This is a genomic window from Hymenobacter sp. YIM 151858-1 (assembly GCF_025979705.1).
Taxonomy (GTDB): Bacteria; Bacteroidota; Bacteroidia; order Cytophagales; family Hymenobacteraceae; genus Solirubrum.
In genome coordinates, this window is record NZ_CP110136.1 from 3,456,949 (window position 1) to 3,476,875 (window position 19,927).

Here is a 19,927-nt window from a genome sequence, read left to right on the forward strand (position 1 = left end):
AGTATAGCAAAGTCGGTATAAAAAAGCCGTGCCCGGCACCTGGGCGCGGGGCCAGGTACCGGGCACGGGCAGCCGGTTGTTGGGCGGCGTAAGCTATTCGTCGGCGGTGGGGCCGGCGGGCAGGGCTGCGTCGTCGGCGGTTTTTTTGCTGCGCTTGGCCTCGCGCGAAGTGCGCCGCATGAAATCTTCGTCCGACTCTTCGGGCTCGGCCGCTTCGCCTTCCTCGATGGGAAAATCCGCCTCTTCGGCCTCGGCAGCGGCTTCTTCAAGCGCTTTTTCGCCGAACTGGCCTTCGCGGTTCACCAGCTTCTTGTCGCGCACGTGGCGGTTCAGAAACTCGTTGATCTGCTCGATGCTATAGGTGGAGGTGATTTCGCCCAGCGGGTTCACCTTTATTTCGAAGCCCTCCAGCTCTTTGTGGACCCGGGGCTTTTTTTCGGGGTCCTGCTGTTTTTTCTTGACAGGTTTCTTGGCCATGATGGGTCGCGCCTAGGTTGGTGTATGCCGCGCCCGCCCCGCTGCACTTTTGGCGCAAAACAAGGCGGCCGCGTAGCTTCTCACCTACGTAGCGGCCCCGGTATCGGATGCGTTCCGGGCCGGCTACTTGCCGCGCCGCCCGGTTGCCAGCCATGCCACCAAAAAAGAGAGCCCGCCGGCAACGATGTGCCGGCAGGCTCTCCAAAGCCAATCAAGGATTAAACCCGGCTGCTAGCTGGCCTGCGGCGCCAGCGCCGCCACGGCCGCCTGAATGCGCTCGGCCGTTTCCTGGGTACCCAAGATGCTCATAATGGCCATCAGATCGGGGCCGGCGGCGGCGCCGGTTACGGCTACGCGCAGGGCTTGCAACACCTGGCCGATTTTGATGCCCTGGCGCTCCAGTACCTGCGTCAGCAGGGCCTTGATGCCGTCGGGGGTGGTGTCGGCGGCCGCGGGCAGCTCCTGGGCAAACTCACCTAGGGCGGCGGCCACCTGGGCGTTCCACTTCTTGCTGATGACCTGCTCGTCGTAGGCGGCGGGGCGCTCGAAGAACAAGCGGGCCTCGCGGGCCAGATCGGCCGGGAACGTGGCGCGCTCCTTTACCAGGCCGGCAATTTGCTCGGCTTTATCGGCGGGCAAATTGGCCTCCAGGCCTTGCTGCTGCAGGGCCTCGGTGAGGTACTGGGCCAGCTCGCTGTCGGGCTTGACGCGTAGGTACTGCTCGTTGTACCAGCGCACTTTGTTTTGGTCGAAGCGGGCCGGCGACTTGCTCACGCGCTCAATCGTGAAGGCGTCGATCAGCTCCGGCATCGTAAACAGCTCCTGCGTGGTGCCGGGGTTCCAGCCCAGGAAGGCGAGGAAGTTGATGAACGCCTCGGGCAGGTAGCCCGATTCGCGGTAGCCGCTGCTCACGGTCGGCTCGCCGGTTTCGGCGTCTTTGCCGTGCCACTCCAGCGGGAACACCGGAAAACCCAGCCGGTCGCCGTCGCGCTTGCTCAGTTTGCCGGTGCCGTCGGGCTTCAGCAGCAGGGGCAAGTGGGCAAACTGCGGCATGGTGCTTTCCCAGCCTAGGTAGCGGTACAGCAGCACGTGCAAGGGGGCCGAGGGCAGCCACTCTTCGCCCCGAATCACGTGGGTGATTTCCATCAGGTGGTCGTCCACGATGTTCGCCAGGTGGTACGTGGGCATGCCGTCCGACTTCATCAGCACTTTGTCGTCGATGCTGGACGAGTGCACCACCACCCAGCCGCGGATGAGGTCGTTAAAGCGCACTTCTTCCTTGCGCGGCACCTTCAGGCGAATCACGTACGGCGCGCCGCTCTCGAGCAGCTGCTTTACTTCCTCGTCGGGCAGCGTGAGGGAGTTGCGCATTTGGGTGCGCGTAATGCTGTTGTACTGCGGGTTGGGCACCTTGGCCGCCGTGAGGCGCGCGCGCATAGCGTCGAGCTCCTCGGGCGTATCGAAAGCGTAGTACGCGTGGCCGGCCTCGATGAGCTGCATGGCGTACTGCATGTACATGGGCTTCCGCTCGCTCTGGCGGTACGGTGCGTGCGGGCCGCCTTGCTCGGGGCCTTCGTCAATCTCGATGCCGCACCAGCGCAGCGAATCCATGATGTACTGCTCGGCGCCGGGTACGAAGCGGTTTTGGTCGGTGTCTTCGATGCGCAGCAGCATCTTGCCACCCAACTTGCGGGCCAGCAGGTAGTTATACAGCGCAGTGCGCACGCCGCCAATGTGCAGCGGCCCGGTCGGGCTGGGCGCAAAACGCACCCGAACTTCTCTTTCCATACGAAACGACAATATCGGGCCCCAACCAACTGCAGGGGCCTAACAGCGGCGCAAAGGTAGGAAGGAAGTCAGGGAGTTTTGGAGTTAATGAGTTTAGGAGTTAGCGAGTTTTGAGTTTGGGAGTTGGCGAGTTGTGAAGGTCAGGCTCAGCAACTGAACAACTGAACGGCCGAGGTCCTAGGTCGCCTGCGCGTTTTGGCCCAAGGGCACCTAGGCAACTCTTCCCCTCACAACTCACCAACTCCTAAACTCCAAAACTCATTAACTAAACCGCGTCTCGGTGGCGGAACGAAAGCCAGAGCACCAGCCCGAGCAGCGTTACGCCGCCCCGGATAAGCCAGGCCGTGGTTTCGCCCCACTGCTCAATCCAGCCCAGAAACATGAATTTCATGCCCACGAAGGGCAACACCAACGACACCAGCCCCACCAGAAATAAGCCAATTCCGAGCTCTTTCATAACGGTTTTGTTTAACGTACCTAGGGCCAACGCCGGGCGGCCGGGCTTAGTGTGCGGCTAGCCTTTTACGGCGATGCACGAAATTTCCACCAGCACGTCTTTGGGCAGGCGGGCTACCTCCACGGTTTCGCGGGCGGGGTAGGGGCCCTGGCCGAAGTACGAACCGTAGATTTCGTTGATCGTGCCGAAGTGCCCCAGGTCTTTCACGAAGATGCTGCACTTCACCACGTCGGGCAGGGCGTAGCCGCCGGCGGCCAGCACGGCCTGCAGGTTGCGCATTACCTGGTGGGTTTGGGCCTGCACGTCGCCTTCGCCGATGAGCTGCCCGCCCGAGGCGTCGAGGGCAATTTGGCCCGATACGTAGATGGTGTTGCCGGCCTGCACGGCCTGGCTGTAGGGCCCGATGGGGGCCGGCGCTTCGGGCGAGTTGATGATGGTATTTGCCATAAGAATGCTAAGAGCGGGCCGAAGCCCTATTTTCGTGGCCTGAACTTAGCCAAAACGATGCACCTGCTCATCCTCGACGGCCAGCACCTCGCAGCCGAACTCCGCGAAAAGTTCGGTGCGCAGCACCAGTACACCTTCGTGCCCGAGGCCGGCGGCCGCCTCGTCGACGAGCTGGAAACCGCCATGCCGCTGCTCGACGAGGCCCTGCCCACCGCCGATGTGGTGTTCGATTTCGGCAACTACGGCCCGCTCTACGAAGAGAAAGCGGGCATCGTGGCGTTTGTCGAAGCCGCGACCGAGTCGCTGGCTTCGCGCTTCGGCGCGGCCCGGCCAGCCTACCCGGTGTTCGGTTTTTGCGGCCTGCCCACGCTGCTCAACCGCAGCCTGCTCGAAGTCAGCCTGCTCGACCCTGCCGACGCCCAGCCGCTTGCCCAGGTATGCGCCGCCCTAGGTACCGAGTACCGCGTGGTAGAAGACCGCGTGGGCCTGGTGACGCCGCGCGTGGTGTGCATGATCATCAACGAGGCCTGCTACACCTTGCAAGAGGGCACGGCCAGCATCCGCGACATCGACCTGGGCATGAAGCTCGGCACGAACTACCCCAAAGGCCCCTTCGAGTGGGCCAATGCCATCGGCGTCGAGCGCGTGTACGAGGTGCTGAATACGCTCTGGGAAGATACCCGCGACGAGCGGTACAAAATCTGCCCACTGCTCAAGCGCATGGTGCAGCGCCAGGAAAGCTTCGCGCTTTAGGGTTGCTGAACAGCCGGGGCCGGGGCTTCGGGTATGCGGATGCTGCGCTTGCCAAAGTACTCGGCGTAGGCTTGGTTGGCCCAGTCGTTGGGGTTGGTTTCCAGGTCTGAAAACAGGATGGTAGCGGGCGGTTCTTGCAGGCGCGCCACTACTACATCGGGCGGCGTGGGCGTGTGCAAGTAGGCGTAGCGGGCGGTGAGCTGCCGGTCGTAGCGCGCGGCGGCGCCACCTAGCCAGTCGCGGTAGGCCACCACAATGTTGTTGGCGTTTTCGCGTGGCTCGCGGCCGCGCATCCGGCGGGTGTGCCCGAACGCAAACACCAACGCTATCCAGAGCACCAGCGCCACCTGCACGGCCCTAGGTACCGAAACCGCCTGCACATCGAGCTTGCGCCAGAAGTACCGGGCCCATGCGTAAGCGTGGAGAAACCACCACACCAGAAAGAACAGGTACAGCACGTTCTTCGACCGGGGCGGCATGGCCAGGCTCGTCGTCCAGAAAGCCACAAACATCAGCAGCACCAACGAAACGGCCATCAGCACCAGCATCAGCAGCGGACGGCGGGCCAGGCGGTTGAGCGGCAGGTCGGCTTTCTTGCTTAGCCTGAAGGCCACGGGCGCGAGCAGCCCCGCAACCGCCGCCAACACGCCGTTGCCGAGCCAATTTACCACGAGGCGGTAAGCCGTTAGTCCGCCTTTGTCTAGCGCTTGCCACCAAGTGTACTGCCGCGTCGATTGGTCGAGCCGCACAAAATTGCCCGGTGCCAGAATCGTAGCCGCGCAAGCCGCGGCCACCACCAAGGCCAGCACCACGTAACCCCGGGCTATGCGTCGTTGCTGCAGGCTGCTCAGCAACGCAACGGCCCCGGTACCTAGGAGCAAGGGCACGGCATTGGTTTCGTTACCGCCTACAATCGCCACGGCCAGCAGGCATGCCGCTACCAGCCAGTTGCGTTGGGTTTGGCGGCTGGCGCTGTTGGCGTATTGGGCCAGCACGCCCAGCCAAACGAGCGTCAGCACGGCCGGCAGCAGGTAGTTGTAATTGCTGGTAACCCAGTAAAACGCCTCCGCGGGGCTGGGCATCTGGAACAGGAACAACAAGGTCAGCAGGCCGCTACCCGACCACAGTTGGCCGCGGCTGAAATGCTTGCCCAGCAGCAGGCGCAGCATAGCAAAACCCGCCACCGGTACCGCCAAAATTGTGAGCAGGCAAACCAGGCCGTACCCTTCGGTGATGAAACCGTACGTTACGGGGTGCAGCAAGGCCCACAGCACGGCCGAAGTGTAGCGGCCCGTCCACTGCGTGTACAAATAAGTTATCTGCCCGAAATGCCCGTTTTTGCCTACCTGCGTGGCCATCAGAAAATCATCGGCCGACGGATGTGCATACCAGCACAGCGCCAGAAAAGGCAACAAGCCCAGCCCAATGGCCACGGTAAGCAGCGCAGCACCTAGGCGCCGGGGTTTGGCCGATAAAGCAGTTTTCACGGCAGGCAACGAGCAGGAGTTGTTTAATGCAGCAACAAGAAGCTGAACAGTACCGAAAGTGCATAAAAAAAGCGCCTCCCATTGAGGCGCTTTTTTCTTTTAGCTGAGGCAGCTTACTCTACCGTTACCGATTTAGCCAGGTTACGCGGCTGATCGACGTTGCAGCCCCGCAGCACCGCAATGTGGTACGAGAGCAGCTGCAGCGGAATCACCGATACCAACGGCATCAGCTCGTCGGAGGTGTGCGGTACCTCCACCACGAACTCCGCCATCGGCGGAATCACCGTGTCGCCTTCGCTTACGATGGCGATGATGCGGCCTTTGCGGGCTTTCACCTCTTGAATGTTCGATACGATTTTCTCGTACGAGCTGTCGCGGGTGGCAATAACCACCACCGGCATGTTCTCGTCGATCAGGGCGATGGGGCCGTGCTTCATCTCGGCTGCCGGGTAACCCTCGGCGTGGATGTAGCTGATCTCCTTCAGCTTCAGCGCGCCTTCCAGCGCTACCGGGAAGTTATAGCCGCGGCCCAGGTACAGGAAGTTGGCGGCGTCCTTGAAAATTTCCGAAATCTGACGAATCTCGGTGTCAAGCTCCAGTGCCTTTTCTACCTTCTGCGGAATGGTGTGCAGCTCCATCGTCAGCTCGCGCAAGCGCTGGTCCGACAACGTACCGCGGCGGTGGCCCACAATCATGGCCAGCAGCGTCAGCACCGTTACCTGGGCAGTAAATGCTTTCGTCGAAGCCACCCCGATTTCCGGGCCCGCGTGGGTGTAAGCACCCGCGTCGGTGGCGCGGGCAATGCTCGAGCCCACCACGTTGCAAATACCGAAAATGGTAGCGCCCTTGCTCTTGGCCAGCTCAATGGCGGCCAGCGTGTCGGCCGTTTCGCCCGACTGCGAAATCGCAATTACGATGTCGCGCTCCGACAGCACCGGGTTGCGGTAGCGGAACTCCGAAGCGTATTCCACCTCTACCGGAATGCGCGCCAGGTCCTCAATCAGGTACTCGGCCACCAGGCCGGCGTGCCACGAGGTACCGCAAGCCACAATAATAATGCGCTGGGCATTGATGAATTTCTGCTCGAAGGCACGTACGCCGCCCATGTTCAGGTGACCGGCCTCCAGCTCCAAACGGCCACGCATCGAGTCCAGAATCGATTTGGGCTGCTCGTAGATTTCCTTCAGCATGAAGTGCTCGTAGCCGCCCTTTTCGATGCTGTCGAGCTCCAGCTCCAGCTTCTGGATGTAAGGAGTTTGGGGTACGTCTTCTTTGCTGCGGATGTCGAGCTTGCCGTCGCGGATTACCGCGATTTCGTAGTCGTTCACGTACACCACCTCGTTGGTGTACTCAATGATGGGGGTAGCATCCGAAGCCAGGAAGAACTCGTTGTCGCCCACGCCAATTACCATCGGCGAGCCTTTGCGGGCTGCAATGAGTTGGTTCGGCTCGTCCTTGCTTAGCACCACGATGGCGTAAGCACCTACCACTTCGTGGAGGGCCAGGCGTACCGCTTCTTCCAGCGAGCATTTGTTCTGCTTCTGAATTTCCTCAATCAGGTTCACGAATACCTCCGTGTCGGTGTCGGAGTGGAACTCGTGGCCCTGCTGAATCAAGTGCTGCTTCAGAGCGGCGTAATTCTCGATAATGCCATTGTGAATGATGGCAATGCGCTCAGAAGTAGAGTAGTGCGGGTGCGCGTTCACATCGTTCGGCTCGCCGTGCGTGGCCCAACGGGTGTGGCCCATACCTACGTGAGCATGCACATTCTTGTCGGCAATAAAGGCTTCAAGGTCGGCAACTTTGCCCTTTTTCTTGAATACTTTCAAGTCGCCGTTGAGCAAGGCAACGCCCGCTGAGTCGTAGCCGCGGTATTCCAGACGGCGCAGACCTTTGATGATGATGGGGCAGGCTTCACGGTGCCCGATGTAAGCTACAATTCCGCACATAGTGTGTCAGAAGAAAAGTAAAGTTCAGTTAAAAAAGTCGTCGGCCCCTAGCAAAGCTCGTGCCGGGGTTACCTAAGGTTAGTTTTACTAAGCTCCAGGTTTGGAGTAGTACACACGCAAGCGAATGTTGCTGGCGTCGATGGTGGCCCGGTCGAGGGAAAGCGGCAAACTGGTTTCGTTTCCGCGTAGTTCCCGCCGCAGCGTTGGCGAAAGAATAAATGCCGCCGGGTAGGGCGTTGCGAGCTGATTGGTTACGTACGTTTGAACGTAGGTTGTAAGCAGGGCTGTGTAGTTGTTGCTAACACCCGTCGCTGTGTTTTGGCGGGTTAGCTGGGCTTCGAGCCGCTGCCCCTGGGAGTTCACGTTCTCGCCTAGTACAAAGCGCAAAGACTGGGTCAAGCCGTTATTCGTTTTCAGCACCTGATTACGAGCGTTGGCCTCGTAGAGGTACAAGCTGCTGGGTGCCGGATACACGAGGTTTGAGCCCGCTTTCAGAGGTACAATCAGCTCGGCGCGGTTGATAATGATGTTTTCGCGCTGTTGCAGGGCTCGAAGCTGCTCCAAGCCTGGAATGACCAGCTTGGTTGACAGGCCAGTACCATCCTGCGCGTAACTGGTATTATCAAGCAAGTTGGCAGGTACTTCGGCAGCGCTGTTACCGTTAAGCGAACTAAACGGTGCTCCGGCGCTGCTCAAATCATACCGGAGATTGGTAAAGAACCGTGGATCGGCAACGGCACCCGTGCTATTCACATAATTGAAGCGGTACGCCTTCTGTTCGGTAGGCGAGGTGCCCGATGTGGTATTAACCCGGTAGTAAACCAGAACCTGCGAAATTCCCGAGCGGTCGAATCCTATAACCGTACGCTCGGTGCCAGCGCCCGGAAGAATGGCCAGGCCCCGCCAAACGCGCTGCAGCTCCTGCTGCGAAAGCGTTTCGGTGGTGGTGGCCTTCATCAGGTTAAACAGAGCCGTTGCAAAGGCAGTGGGCTGCGAACCGGAAATCAGGATACGCAACGGCAACTGGATGCTATCGGCCGTGTTGGCTTTGTTGCGGATCGTCCGGTTGAGCGACACCAAGGCATTCTCCACGATTGCCTGACCTAGGGCCGGGCGGCTGGTGGAGTTGTAGGTAGTTCGCTCATCCAGCGGCTTGTCCAAGTCGTACAAACTCAGCCGCACAGGCTGGGTAGCGCTGCCGTACACGCGGTCGAAGCCAGCCGTCAGCACGATGGAATCGAGCTGCGGGTTTTGCCCGGCAAATTTGGAGGGCAGCGGGTTGTTATTCGGGTCGAAGCTGGGCTGTACTTCCAAATAGGCGCGAGCCTCCAGCGTACCGCGCGTGTTAGCGTCGGTGAGCCGGCCTACCAAGAAGCGCGTGCGCCGCTGGGTGAGTAACGAATCCTGCCAGATGGTAGATGCAGTTACGGGGAAGTCCTCGTACTTCGTATCGACGGAGGCAGAGCCCGGCACATCCAGGCCTAGCTCGTTGGCATCTTCGCACGAACCGAGCGAAAACAAAGCGGACGCCAACAGCAAAGCCGTCGACGTCCGCAGGGTCAATAGCCTAGTTGGCCAATTCATTATAAAGGGCGTAGTATGAGCTAAGCAGGTTCTCGTCGTCGGCCACCCGGCCTAGGCTGTGGCGCTGCGAGTATTCCTGGAAAAGAGCGTTCAGATTTTCGCTGAAATCCTCGTCGGAACGCACCACCGAGTCGGCGTACTCCATGCCAATCTTCACAAAACCAGTGAAATCGGCCGATTGCAGGGCCGCCAGCATCGAGTCGTCGATGTCAAGCATCTTGGCCTTCTCGATGATGTCGCCTTCGAATTTGTAGTCGAACTCGTTGTTGTAAACGGTAAAGATCGACTTCGCATCTTTGAAGATGGGGTCTTTCTTGTAAGTCGTCTTCAGGTACAACGGCATCAGGCCCGTCATCCAGTCGTTGCAGTGCACAATGTCCGGAGCCCAGCCAAGTTTCTTAACGGTTTCCAGCACGCCCTTGCAGAAGAAGATAGCCCGCTCGTCGTTATCGGCGTGGAACTGGTCGTTCTTGTCGCGCAGTACCGATTTGCGGTGGAAGTAATCTTCGTTGTCGATGAAGTATACTTGTAGCTTCGCGTTCGGAATGGAGGCCACTTTGATAATAAGCGGCTTTTCATCTTCGCCCACGGCAATGTTGATGCCCGAGAGCCGAACCACCTCGTGCAGGCGGTTTTTGCGTTCGTTGATGATGCCGAAGCGGGGTACGAAAATGCGGATTTCCATCCCCATCTCCTGCATGCCTTGCGGCAGGCGCCGCAGGAACTCCGCTACCCGGGTCGTTTGCAAAAACGGATTGATTTCCGTGGCAGCATAGAGAATTCTCAGCTTCGACATACGGGGTTAATGGAGAAGTTAGGAAAAGGAAACACCATTGGGACGCACAAAATTAAACAATTTTGCCCGATAAATCCACTATGCTTACCCCGGGCGTCCGGGGCCGTCTGCCTGACATGGAGATACTTGAAACCGCCGCGGCGTTGCAAGCCCTTACCGAAAAATGGCGCCGCGAGGGCCGTAGCATCGGCTTTGTGCCCACCATGGGGGCCCTGCACGAAGGTCATTTGCAATTAGTACGCACTGCTGCAGCCCAAAACGACGAGGTGGTGGTGAGCATATTTGTGAATCCCACGCAGTTCAACAACAGCGAAGATTTCAAATTATATCCCCGGGTGCCCGAATCAGACGCCGAAATGCTGCGCGGAACGGGCTGTACAGCTTTATTTAGCCCCGCGGTAGCGGATATGTACCCGCAGCCTACGGTGCTGCAGTTTAATTTTGGCGCCCTCGAGAACGTAATGGAAGGGGCGCACCGGCCCGGACATTTCAACGGGGTGGCTACCGTGGTGAGCAAGTTGTTTCACCTGGGGCGGCCGCACCGCGCCTATTTCGGGCAGAAGGATTGGCAGCAAGTAGCGGTTGTGCGCCAGTTGGTGCAGGATTTAAGCTTCGATCTGGACCTGGTGAGCTGCCCAACCATTCGCGAAGCCGACGGGCTGGCCATGTCGTCGCGCAACCGCAGGCTTACGCCCGAGGCCCGGGCCGTGGCGCCGCGCCTGTACGAAGCTCTGCAGCTGGCGGCCGAACAACTTCAGCAAACCAGGCGACCGGCGGTGGCGCAGCAAGCGGCTATCGGCTTCCTAGGTGCCCATCCGGAAATTGAGGTGGAGTACCTGGAGGTGGCCGACGCCCGTTCGCTGCAGCCACTACCGGCAACCGCGGCGCCCGGGCAAGAAGCGGTGATTTGCCTGGCAGTGTGGCTTGGCGGCGTACGGCTGATTGACAACGTGGTACTCTCGCTGACCTAGGACGGGCACCCGCAGCGGAGCGGACCTTATTTGCGTATCTTTGCCGCCCTATTACCCGCACCGCTTACCCATGCACATTGAGGTTCTAAAATCCAAGATACACCGCGCCAAAGTCACGCAGGCCGAGCTGCACTACGTGGGCAGCATCACCATCGACGAAGACCTGCTCGACGCCGCCAACATGGTGGAGAACGAGAAGGTGACGGTGGTGAACGTCAACAACGGCGAGCGGTTCGAAACCTATACCATCAAAGGCGAGCGGGGCTCGGGCATGGTGTGCCTGAACGGTCCGGCAGCCCGTCGGGTAGCCGTCGGCGACATCGTCATTATCTTTTCCTACTGCCTCATCGACTTCGCCGTGGCGCGCGAACACAAGCCAACGCTTGTGTTTCCCGACCAACACAACCGGCTGGTTTAGCCATATTGCATCAGCACCCGAAGCCAGTAGCCTTGCTGCTGGCTTTGTTTTTGGTGCTTTGCCCCGATTAGTCTTACCCAATCAGATAGAGTGAAACGGGTACTCGATATACTGAAATACGCCTTGCTGCTAGCTTTTTCGGCAGCCCTGATGATTTACGCCATTCGGGGCCAGGACCTGAGCCGCATTGGGCAGTACATGCTTGAAGCCGACTACAGCTGGCTTGGGTTAACCATGGCGCTGTCGGTGCTGGGCTACTTCAGCCGCAGTTACCGCTGGAAAATGCAGCTGGATGCGGCTAACTACCGGGCGCCTTTCTGGCAGGTATACCACGCCATGATGGTGGGCTACCTGGCCAACATGGTGCTGCCCCGCATGGGCGAGGTCATCAGGTGTTCGGTACTGCGCCGCACGAGCGGGGTGCCGGTGCACGTGGCCGTGGGCACGGTTATCACCGAGCGCGTTATTGATGTGCTGGTGCTGTTTGGCCTGTTGGGCGCCACGTTGCTGCTCGACTTCCACAAGTTCTGGGCGTTTGTGGTAGATAAGCTCCTGGGTGGGCAAGCCCAGTATGATGCCCTGGCCCGCAACCGCACGCCTTTGCTGTGGGCTGCTGTTATTGCCGGCGTGCTGCTGCTAATTGTGGCTTATGCGCTCTGGCGCAACCTCGAGCGCATCAACGAAAACCGCTTTTTCAACCGCATCATCAAATTCGTGCGGGGCTTGCTCGAAGGCGTGTTCAGCATTCGGAAGCTCGAGAACAAGGGCCTTTTTTTACTGCATACCTTCTTCACCTGGCTGGTGTATTTCCTGATGGATTACTTGGTCTTCTTCGCCTTTCCCGAAACCTACAACTTGGGCGCGCGGGCGGGCCTGGCGGTGCTTACGTTTGGGGCGTTTGGCATGGCCGCTCCGGTATCGGGCGGCATTGGTACCTTCCATTTGCTGGTGCAAAGCATACTTATCGTGTTCGGGGTTTCGCCCGAGGCCGGCATTGCCTATGCGCTGGTGGTGCACGGTGCCCAAACGTTGCTGGTGGTGCTCATGGGCGGCATCAGCTTTGTGGCTAGCATGATGCAGGCCGGCCGCAACGCCCGCGTAGCCACGGCCGAGTCTGCCGAACTGTCTGTAACCCATGCCGACGAAAGATAAAATCCTGACCTGCGAGCAGTTGCCCGCCGTGCTTAGCGGCTGGCGCCAGCAAGGCAAGCGCATCGTATTCACCAACGGCTGTTTCGATCTGCTGCACCTAGGGCATGTCGATTACCTCGAAAAAGCCCGCGCCCTAGGTGACGTGCTGGTGGTGGGCCTGAACACCGATGCCTCGGTAAGCTGCCTGAAGCCCGGGCGCCCGCTGCAAGACGAAATGTCACGCGCGCGGGTGCTGGCCTCGCTTTTGTTTGTAGATGCCGTGGTGCTGTTCGGCGAGCCTACCCCGCTGGAGCTTATCCACCTCGTGCGGCCCGATGTGCTGGTAAAGGGCGACGACTACGCCATCAGCGGAATCGTGGGCCACGAGTTTGTGTTAAGCAACGGGGGGCAGGTGCAAACCGTACCTCTGGTGCCTGGTTACAGCACAACCCGCATAGTGGAGCGCATGCGCCAGGCCGAGGGCAGTACCGGCGCTTAGCACGCTCGAAGTCAGTTGGGCTGCTAGTTGCCGGGCACCACGCTCTTACACTTTCACACGCCTTAACTTTCTCCAGACGATGAGTCCGAACGCTTTTTATATGCTGATGATCCTGCTCATGGTCGTGAGCATGGGTATTCAGTGGCGCCTCCGCAGCAAATTCACCAAGTACTCCCACATCGGGTTGCAGTCGGGGCTGTCGGGCAAGCAGATAGCCGAGCTGATGCTGGCCGACAACAACATTCACGACGTGCGCGTGATTTCGACCTCGGGCCGCCTAACCGACCACTACAACCCCGCCGACAAAACCGTAAACCTAAGCGAAGAGGTGTACGAAGGCCGCTCGGCCGCTGCCGCCGCCGTAGCCGCCCACGAGTGCGGCCACGCCGTGCAGCACGCCACCGCTTACGGCATGCTGCAGTTCCGCTCGGCCATGGTGCCGGCCCTGAGCGCCGTCTCGCGCTTTATGCCGTTCATCCTGATTGCGGGCATTTTCATGGTGCAATCCACGCTCATTCCGTTGGGCATCGGCATTGCCCTGTTTGCTCTCACCACACTGTTTAGCTTCATTACGCTGCCCGTGGAGTTCGATGCTTCGCGCCGGGCCCTGGTTTGGATCGATAAGCGGGGCATCGTAACGGCGCAGGAGCACGCCTTGGCCAAAGACGCCTTGTGGTGGGCCGCCATGACGTACGTAGTAGCTGCTATCAGCTCGCTGGCAACGCTGCTGTACTACGTAAGCATCTTTATGGGCAGCAGCCGTCGCAACTAATGCCCGCAGCCGGCATCCGCACCCAATACAAGCGCCCGCAATTGCGGGCGCTTTGTTTTTGCTGCCTAGGTGTTCAGCAAGGCAAACAGTAGTTAAACCTAACGCCCGTTAGCCATGTTATGCAAGCAGCTTATAACTTAGCGTGCGCATCGGTGCGTTTAATGCTGCTTATCGGTTGATAACCACTCACCAGCTTGTAATTTCGCGGCGCCTTGCCGGACCCCGGTAGGTGCCAAGCCTCTTTTTCCCATTCCCACATGAACTTTCAGCTCACCGAAGAACAACTCGCCGTGCAAGCCGCGGCCCGCGAATTTGCCCAGAACGAACTGTGGGCCGGCGTAATCGAGCGCGACGAACACCAGAAATTCCCCGCCGAGCAAATCAAAAAGATGGGCGAGCTGGGCTTTATGGGCATGATGGTGAGCCCCGAGTACGGCGGCGGCGGCATGGATACCGTGTCGTACGTGCTGGCCATGGAAGAAATTTCCAAGGTCGATGCCTCGTGTTCGGTTATCATGTCGGTAAACAACTCGCTGGTTTGCTGGGGCCTCGAGAAGTACGGCACCGAGGAGCAAAAGCAGAAATACCTGACCAAGCTGGCTACCGGCGAAATCATCGGCGCATTCTGCTTATCAGAGCCCGAGGCTGGTTCCGACGCCACCATGCAGCGCACCACCGCCGTAGATATGGGCGACCATTACCTGCTGAACGGCACCAAAAACTGGATTACCAACGGCTCGTCGGCCTCGGTATACCTGGTAATTGCCCAAACTAACCCCGAGCTGCGCCACCGCGGCATCAACGCCCTGATTGTGGAGCGCGATACTCCGGGTTTTGTAATTGGTCCGAAGGAAAACAAGCTGGGCATCCGCGGCTCCGATACGCACTCGCTCATGTTCACCGACGTGAAAGTGCCCAAGGAGAACCGCATCGGCGAAGACGGCTTCGGCTTCAAGTTCGCCATGCAGGTGCTGGCCGGTGGCCGCATTGGCATTGCTGCGCAAGCCCTAGGTATTGCTTCGGGTTCGTACGAACTGGCCGTTAAGTACTCAAAAGAGCGCAAGGCATTCGGTGTGCCGATTTCGCAGCACCAGGCCATCCAGTTCAAGCTGGCCGATATGGCTACCAACATCGATGCGGCCCGTTTGCTGTGCCTGCAAGCCGCTCACGACAAGGACGCCCACCTCGACTACGCCAAGTCGGGGGCTATGGCAAAGCTCTTCGCTTCGAAGGTTGCCATGGAAACTTCGGTGGAGGCCGTACAGGTGCACGGGGGCTACGGATTCGTGAAAGAATTCCACGTAGAGCGCCTGATGCGCGACGCCAAAATCACCCAGATTTATGAGGGAACTTCTGAGATTCAGAAAATTGTAATCTCGCGGGAAATCCTGAAGTAAAATCGGAATTGCCTTAAAGTCAGAATCCTTGCACAAAACCCAGCCAAATTTCTGGCTGGGTTTTCGTTTTTGTGAATTTTTATATCTTATTTTGCATTGTCTAAACAGCGGCGAAGCCGTAGTCCGCTGGTAGTCAGCCAACCACTCCCGCGTCCGAATATGGAAGATTATAATAAAGTCATAGAATCGCTCGGTGTGCGCTACATCAAGGCTAAGAACCTGGTGTTGCAGCAGCCCTTCACCGTGCGCAACTCCTACGATGTAGGCAACAACCTCATCTTGTTGCACAAGGGGCGTATTTCGTTTGGCGATGAGGACACCGTGGTGGAGGAAGGCGACATGCTCTTCATTCCGGGCGGCCGGGCTACCCGCGTGAGCTATGGCGAGGCAGGCGGCAAAACCATCACCAACGACGACCTGATCAGCAACAAGGACAAGTTCTTCCATTCCAACACCGACCTCGACCTAATTTCGGACGCCGAGGAAAGCCACTCGTTCGTATCGTTCGAGGCCAAGGTGTTCGACTCGGTGAACTTCTTCGCGTCGCTCGACGTGCCGGCCTTCCTCATCAGCGGCAACTCGAAGCTGGCCAACCTGGTGATTAAGGTGGTGGAAGAAAGCTTGCAGGAGCTACCGGGCCGCGAGCGTCTGATTTCGATTTATACCGAGAACATCGTTGTTGAAATCATACGCTACATCTTGAAGAACAAGATGTTTGTGGAGCAACTGGCCACCAACAGCACGTACTTCAAGGACCCACGCCTGATCGACCTGTTCAACTATATCAAGGAAAACCTAGGCGGCGACTTGTCGAACAAGGTGCTGTCGGGCGTGGCCAACGTGTCGGAGGATTACGTGGGCCAGTACTTCAAGATGCTGACGGGCATTAACCCGCAGGATTACATCGAGTACCAGCGCATGGAGCGCGCCGTGTTCCTGCTGCGCACTACCAAAAAGAGCATCCGCGACATCGGCAAGGAAGTGGGTTACAAAGACACCGCGTACTTCTGCCGCCGCTTCAAGATGATGTTCGGCATTCCGGCTGGCAAGATGCGCCGCCGCGAGTCGGCCATGAACATCTAACCTAGGGCGCCCCAAAGCAAAAGCCCGCAGCACCACCTGGTGCTGCGGGCTTTTGCTTTGGGGCGTTGTGCTTAGTTAAGCGCAGCGTCGAGGACGGTGTTGAAGCCGTGCACCACGCGCGACACCTCGCCCAGGAACTCGGGGTCTTTCTCGATCTGGTTGCCGATTACGATAACGTCGGCCCCGGCCGCTAGGGCGGCATGGGCTTTTTCGCCGGTGTTGATGCCGCCGCCCACAATAACGGGCAGCTCGACGGCCTGGCGCACGGCCCCAATCATGGCGGGCGACACGGGGTGCATAGCCCCACTGCCGCCATCGAGGTAAATCAGACCTAGGCCCAGCTGCTCGCCCGCCATAGCAGTACAGGCCGCAATGGTGGGCTTGTCGTGGGGCAGGGGCGTGGTGCCGCTCATGTAGCTGGCCGTGGTCTGCCGACCCGAGTCGACGAGCATATAACCTGTTGGCAGAATCTCGAGCTGGCTGGCGCGCAGCAGCGGTGCTGCCACCACGTGTTGGCCAATCAGGAAATCGGGGTTACGGCCCGAAATCAGTGAGAGCAGCAGGATGGCATCGGCTTGCGCATCAATGTGCAGGCTGTTGCTCGGAAACAGCACTACCGGCACCGGCGAGTGGGCTTTGAGCAAGCGAATAAGGGCAGCCTGGTGCTGCGAAGTCACCAGGCTGCCCCCTACGAAGAAGTAATCAACGGAATGCGTGTTGCTTAGCGCCAGAATACGCCGCGTACCGGCCTCGTCGAGGTCGTCGGGGTCGAGCAGCACGGCCAGAGACTTCTGGCCGCGGGAGCAGCGGTGGCGCAGGGCATCATGCAGTGGGGTCAGGCGCATGCGCGTCGTCGTGGTGGATGACAAAGTCGATGTCCTTGGTTTCGGGCTCAGTGGCCGAAGCTGCAAGGTCCGAATTTTTGTTTACATCCATCCACTCGCTCACTTTGCGCGTGACAAGGGCGATAACCACCCCCGACAGCTGACCGATGAGCATTTTGCCCGTATCAGACTCGGCCAAGGCCCGGAGCGTATCCCACACCATGGAGCCTTGTTCGGGCTCGGGCTGTGGGCGGTAGCTGCCGCGCTGCTGCGACTGATACCCCGAGGCCACGGCCGGCACACCCGCCGAATACGGTTCTGAGGCATCAAACGCCGGAAACGGGTCGCCATCGGCGGCGGCAGTGGCATGGTACACCGGCGGGGCCAGTTGCGCCCTGGGGCTGATGCCCGAACCAAAATGATAATCGTCGGAGTGGGCTACCAGCTGCGCTTTGCGGCGGCCGCTTTTCGCTTTTTTGCCTTTCAGCTTCTTCCGCCGGCGGCGCGATGAGTCCTCCTCGTCGTCATCGTCGTCGCGGCCACCTAGGGCTTTGCTCACGAGCCACACGCCGCCCAGCAGGGCGGCACCAATGGCCACGTACTTGCCCACTTGCGTGGTGCGTTCCTTGATATGGTCTACGTCGCCGAGCAGAGCACGCTCGTACTCCTGCTTCTGGCGCTCCAGAAATTCACGTTCGTCGTCGAACAGCGGGTTATGCAATTCGCTCATCGCGCTAAAACGGTTGGTGGGTTATTGGCGCTTGTCCGATTTGTAAATGGTATTGCTCAGCATTTTATCGGCCAGGCCCTGGTAGAGTTTTTTGCCTACGCCCACCAAGAAAACGATGAGCAGCAGCAAATAAAAGCCCGCCACAATGCCAAAGCCCCAAAACGGGCTATCCAGTGCATCGTTGAGGGCCAGGCCCGCGAAGATGCTCAGGAATACCAAAAAGAGCAGCCCGAGCAGTCCTAGGGTCACGCCTTGGGCCGTGCCGACAAATGCCGTCTTGACTTTTTCTTGCACCTCCAGGCGCACCAAATCGATGCGCGTGTCGATGTAGCCCATTAGGTTGCCCATCAGCGAATCGTTGCGGGGCGTTTTGTCGTCGTCGGTAGCCATGCAGCGGCGAGGTTTGTTTAGGTGAGTGGTTTGGATCGTAAAGAAGCGGAAAAGTAGAAAGCCCGGCCGAACTCCAACCCCTGGGGCATCGTTCTGCAGGTCGAGGGTATCTACGGAAAAGGCCGCTGCGCGTCTGAACTTCCCCGTATTTTTACCACAACCCTTCGTCTGCCATCGTGAGCCAAACTCTCTACCAGGTGCTGGGCATTGCGCCCACGGCCACGCTGGCCGACATTAAGCAGGCCTACAAGCAGCTGGCCCTACGCTACCACCCCGACCGCAACGGGGGCAGCAAGCTGCACGAAGAGCATTTTAAAGCCGTGGTGGCGGCTTACAAGGTGCTTTCCGACCAGGCCCGCCGGGCTAGCTACGACCACCAGCTGCACCTGGCCAAGCTCCGGGCCGACGAAGCCCGGCGGGCGCAGGCCTTTCGGCCGCAGGCCCAGCACGTGTACGGCGTGCCCATGCCGCCACCCCAGCCGCTGCGCACGCGCCGGCCGGCTTCGTCGGCCGAGCGGCACTACGTGCGCCGCCAGAAGGCCCGCTTCACCCGCAAAGACTACATCCTGGTGGTTGGCCTGCTGCTGGGTGTTGCGCTGTTTGCCCTAGGTGTAAAATTGGTGGTGGAGCGCGTGGCAGCCGGCGATAACTACCGGCAGGGCCTGAGAGCGTATGCGCAGCGGCGCTGGGGCACGGCGCACGGGTATTTGAGTGAGACGCTCGAAGTGCAGCCCAACCACCTAGGGGCCCTGCGCCGCCGGGGCGAAATCGAGCAGCTGGTATACCGCAACTATGCCGCCGCCAACGCCAACTACAAAGCCGCGCTGCGCGAAGCCGACAACCGCGTGCTGGTGGCGGAGCTGCTGTACCGGGTTGGCCAATGCGAAACCGAATTGGGCAAGCACCGGGCCGCGGTACGCAGCTTTAGCCGCGCGCTGGCCCTCGATACCGCCCTTACCAATGCCTGGCTGGCCCGGGGCGAGGTATCGTTGTTCGAGCAGCGGCGGTTTATGGCCGCCGCCCGCGACCTGAGCATTGGCTTGCGGCAACGCGCCGGAAGCCATTCGCCTTCGGTTAAATGGCTTACCTACCGCGGGTTGGCTTACTTCAAGCTAGGCGACTACCCCGCTGCTTTGGCCGATTACCAGCAAGTGCTGCTCCTCAAACCCGACAACGGGCAGGTGTATTTCCTGCTGGGGCGGGTGGCCCAGAAACAAAACCGCAAATCGGCGGCCTGCGAGTTTTTTCGGCGCGGCGCCCGCCTAGGGTATCTGCCCGCCGAGGATGCCCGGCGGCGCAACGCCTGCGGCCGCTAAGTGCTGCCAGGCCTACCGTACGTAAAGCAGTATCGGTTTGGGGCTGTGGTCGATGTACCCGGCCAGCGTTGCCAGAAAAGCCGGGTTCACCGTAGGGCAGCCCTGGCTTTCGCAAATAGGGTAGGAGGTAGGCTCGGCCGGCACGCAACTGTGCGCATGCAGCACCACCGCCCGGGCAAACACATTGCTGTTGCTCGTCTCCAGGCCTTCGAGCTTGTAAGCTTTGCCAAATTGCCCGTTGTAGGCGTACGACACCTTCGCTGCCCCCTTCGAGCTGCAGTTTGAGTTGGGGGTGTTGGAGTAAACAACCTCGCCGGCGGCATTGGTGCGGCCGTTGCAACAGAGCCCCTGGGCCAGCACCTGGTTCGTTTTCAGGTCGAGCACGAAGAAGCGGGTTTGATTGGAAGGGCGCGTCAGATCGACGAAGAACGCCACCCGCTCGTTGAAGCGCCGGCCTAGGTGCGGCTCCAGCAGGCTGCGGTAGTAGGCCAGTGGCAGCTCGTCGGCCAGCTCGGTTGCGGGATTTGCCGAGCAATTGCTCAGAAGTGCCCCGATCAGAACCAGCGCCGGCAGGGGAGGTGTTGCCCGGAGTGTGGAGGCAAGCCCGCGTACCGGCGCGCTCAGCGGCTTTTGCAAATGGGGCACAGGCAAATCGAAC

General features: G+C 59.7%; 21 protein-coding genes. 9 read left to right on the top strand and 12 right to left on the bottom strand.

Annotated features, from left to right (window positions below; translation table 11 throughout):
• Window positions 1-93: 93 nt before the first annotated feature.
• The 4 genes from OIS50_RS15315 to OIS50_RS15330 all read right to left on the bottom strand — a co-directional run bounded on the left by OIS50_RS15315 (window position 94) and on the right by OIS50_RS15330 (window position 3,169).
• A complete protein-coding gene (locus tag OIS50_RS15315) occupies window positions 94-477 on the bottom strand; it encodes a hypothetical protein (RefSeq protein ID WP_264691508.1) in 384 nt (127 codons plus the stop codon).
• Window positions 478-708: 231 nt separating this feature from the next.
• Window positions 709-2,265: a glutamate--tRNA ligase gene (gene gltX, locus OIS50_RS15320; RefSeq protein WP_264691509.1), complete on the bottom strand. Its 1,557-nt coding sequence runs from the start codon at window positions 2,263-2,265 to the stop codon at window positions 709-711.
• A gap of 265 nt (window positions 2,266-2,530) precedes the next feature.
• Window positions 2,531-2,722 (bottom strand): hypothetical protein, encoded by a 192-nt coding sequence (locus tag OIS50_RS15325; RefSeq protein WP_264691510.1) that lies wholly within the window; start codon window positions 2,720-2,722, stop codon window positions 2,531-2,533.
• 57 nt (window positions 2,723-2,779) lie between these two features.
• Window positions 2,780-3,169, bottom strand: a complete 390-nt coding sequence (locus OIS50_RS15330; protein ID WP_264691511.1) for a RidA family protein — start codon at window positions 3,167-3,169, stop codon at window positions 2,780-2,782.
• A gap of 57 nt (window positions 3,170-3,226) precedes the next feature.
• Between OIS50_RS15330 and OIS50_RS15335 the strand changes: the two genes are divergently transcribed.
• Window positions 3,227-3,922 carry a 3-hydroxyacyl-CoA dehydrogenase family protein gene (locus OIS50_RS15335; protein ID WP_264691512.1) on the top strand — a complete coding sequence of 232 codons (696 nt, stop codon included), beginning with the start codon at window positions 3,227-3,229 and terminating at the stop codon, window positions 3,920-3,922.
• On the opposite strand, the gene OIS50_RS15340 is transcribed toward OIS50_RS15335, so the two are convergent.
• The 4 genes from OIS50_RS15340 to OIS50_RS15355 all read right to left on the bottom strand — a co-directional run bounded on the left by OIS50_RS15340 (window position 3,919) and on the right by OIS50_RS15355 (window position 9,738).
• Entirely contained in the window at window positions 3,919-5,409 is a 1,491-nt protein-coding gene (locus OIS50_RS15340; RefSeq protein WP_264691513.1) for a DUF6056 family protein, read from the bottom strand. The two genes, OIS50_RS15335 and OIS50_RS15340, sit on opposite strands and share 4 nt — an antisense overlap.
• 113 nt (window positions 5,410-5,522) lie before the next feature.
• Entirely contained in the window at window positions 5,523-7,358 is a 1,836-nt protein-coding gene (glmS, locus tag OIS50_RS15345) for a glutamine--fructose-6-phosphate transaminase (isomerizing) (protein WP_264691514.1), read from the bottom strand.
• Window positions 7,359-7,445: 87 nt separating this feature from the next.
• Complete coding sequence (locus tag OIS50_RS15350; RefSeq protein ID WP_264691515.1) at window positions 7,446-8,879, bottom strand: DUF4270 domain-containing protein; 1,434 nt, start codon at window positions 8,877-8,879, stop codon at window positions 7,446-7,448.
• A gap of 46 nt (window positions 8,880-8,925) precedes the next feature.
• Entirely contained in the window at window positions 8,926-9,738 is an 813-nt protein-coding gene (locus OIS50_RS15355; RefSeq protein ID WP_264691516.1) for a glycogen/starch synthase, read from the bottom strand.
• A gap of 116 nt (window positions 9,739-9,854) precedes the next feature.
• Between OIS50_RS15355 and panC the strand changes: the two genes are divergently transcribed.
• The 7 genes from panC (at window position 9,855) to OIS50_RS15390 (ending at window position 16,009) form a co-directional block, all read left to right on the top strand.
• Complete coding sequence (panC, locus tag OIS50_RS15360; RefSeq protein ID WP_264691517.1) at window positions 9,855-10,709, top strand: pantoate--beta-alanine ligase; 855 nt, start codon at window positions 9,855-9,857, stop codon at window positions 10,707-10,709.
• Between the two features lie 70 nt (window positions 10,710-10,779).
• Entirely contained in the window at window positions 10,780-11,127 is a 348-nt protein-coding gene (gene panD / locus OIS50_RS15365; RefSeq protein WP_264691518.1) for an aspartate 1-decarboxylase, read from the top strand.
• A 90-nt stretch (window positions 11,128-11,217) separates the two neighbouring features.
• Window positions 11,218-12,279: a lysylphosphatidylglycerol synthase transmembrane domain-containing protein gene (locus tag OIS50_RS15370; protein WP_264691519.1), complete on the top strand. Its 1,062-nt coding sequence runs from the start codon at window positions 11,218-11,220 to the stop codon at window positions 12,277-12,279.
• Window positions 12,263-12,757, top strand: a complete 495-nt coding sequence (gene rfaE2, locus OIS50_RS15375) for a D-glycero-beta-D-manno-heptose 1-phosphate adenylyltransferase (protein WP_264691520.1) — start codon at window positions 12,263-12,265, stop codon at window positions 12,755-12,757. Before OIS50_RS15370 ends, rfaE2 begins: the two co-directional genes overlap by 17 nt.
• A 79-nt stretch (window positions 12,758-12,836) precedes the next feature.
• Complete coding sequence (locus OIS50_RS15380) at window positions 12,837-13,529, top strand: zinc metallopeptidase (protein WP_264691521.1); 693 nt, start codon at window positions 12,837-12,839, stop codon at window positions 13,527-13,529.
• Between the two features lie 257 nt (window positions 13,530-13,786).
• Window positions 13,787-14,926, top strand: a complete 1,140-nt coding sequence (locus OIS50_RS15385) for an acyl-CoA dehydrogenase (RefSeq protein WP_264691522.1) — start codon at window positions 13,787-13,789, stop codon at window positions 14,924-14,926.
• A gap of 159 nt (window positions 14,927-15,085) precedes the next feature.
• The gene (locus tag OIS50_RS15390) at window positions 15,086-16,009 is read left to right on the top strand and encodes a helix-turn-helix domain-containing protein (protein ID WP_264691523.1); all 924 of its coding nucleotides are present in this window, start codon (window positions 15,086-15,088) and stop codon (window positions 16,007-16,009) included.
• Between the two features lie 71 nt (window positions 16,010-16,080).
• On the opposite strand, the gene OIS50_RS15395 is transcribed toward OIS50_RS15390, so the two are convergent.
• Genes OIS50_RS15395 through OIS50_RS15405 form a run of 3 tightly spaced genes read right to left on the bottom strand, consistent with a single transcriptional unit; the run spans window position 16,081 to window position 17,953 of the window.
• Window positions 16,081-16,854 carry a phosphoglycerol geranylgeranyltransferase gene (locus tag OIS50_RS15395; RefSeq protein ID WP_264691524.1) on the bottom strand — a complete coding sequence of 258 codons (774 nt, stop codon included), beginning with the start codon at window positions 16,852-16,854 and terminating at the stop codon, window positions 16,081-16,083.
• On the bottom strand, window positions 16,832-17,563 hold the full coding sequence (locus OIS50_RS15400; protein ID WP_264691525.1) for a hypothetical protein: 732 nt from the start codon (window positions 17,561-17,563) through the stop codon (window positions 16,832-16,834). The genes OIS50_RS15395 and OIS50_RS15400 overlap by 23 nt, the downstream gene beginning before the upstream one ends.
• Window positions 17,564-17,584: 21 nt before the next feature.
• The gene (locus tag OIS50_RS15405) at window positions 17,585-17,953 is read right to left on the bottom strand and encodes a phage holin family protein (RefSeq protein ID WP_119445580.1); all 369 of its coding nucleotides are present in this window, start codon (window positions 17,951-17,953) and stop codon (window positions 17,585-17,587) included.
• A gap of 176 nt (window positions 17,954-18,129) precedes the next feature.
• On the opposite strand from OIS50_RS15405, the gene OIS50_RS15410 reads away from it, so the two are divergent.
• On the top strand, window positions 18,130-19,269 hold the full coding sequence (locus OIS50_RS15410) for a DnaJ domain-containing protein (protein ID WP_264691526.1): 1,140 nt from the start codon (window positions 18,130-18,132) through the stop codon (window positions 19,267-19,269).
• A gap of 12 nt (window positions 19,270-19,281) precedes the next feature.
• On the opposite strand, the gene OIS50_RS15415 is transcribed toward OIS50_RS15410, so the two are convergent.
• Window positions 19,282-19,914: a murein L,D-transpeptidase catalytic domain-containing protein gene (locus tag OIS50_RS15415; RefSeq protein ID WP_264691527.1), complete on the bottom strand. Its 633-nt coding sequence runs from the start codon at window positions 19,912-19,914 to the stop codon at window positions 19,282-19,284.
• Window positions 19,915-19,927: the final 13 nt, after the last annotated feature.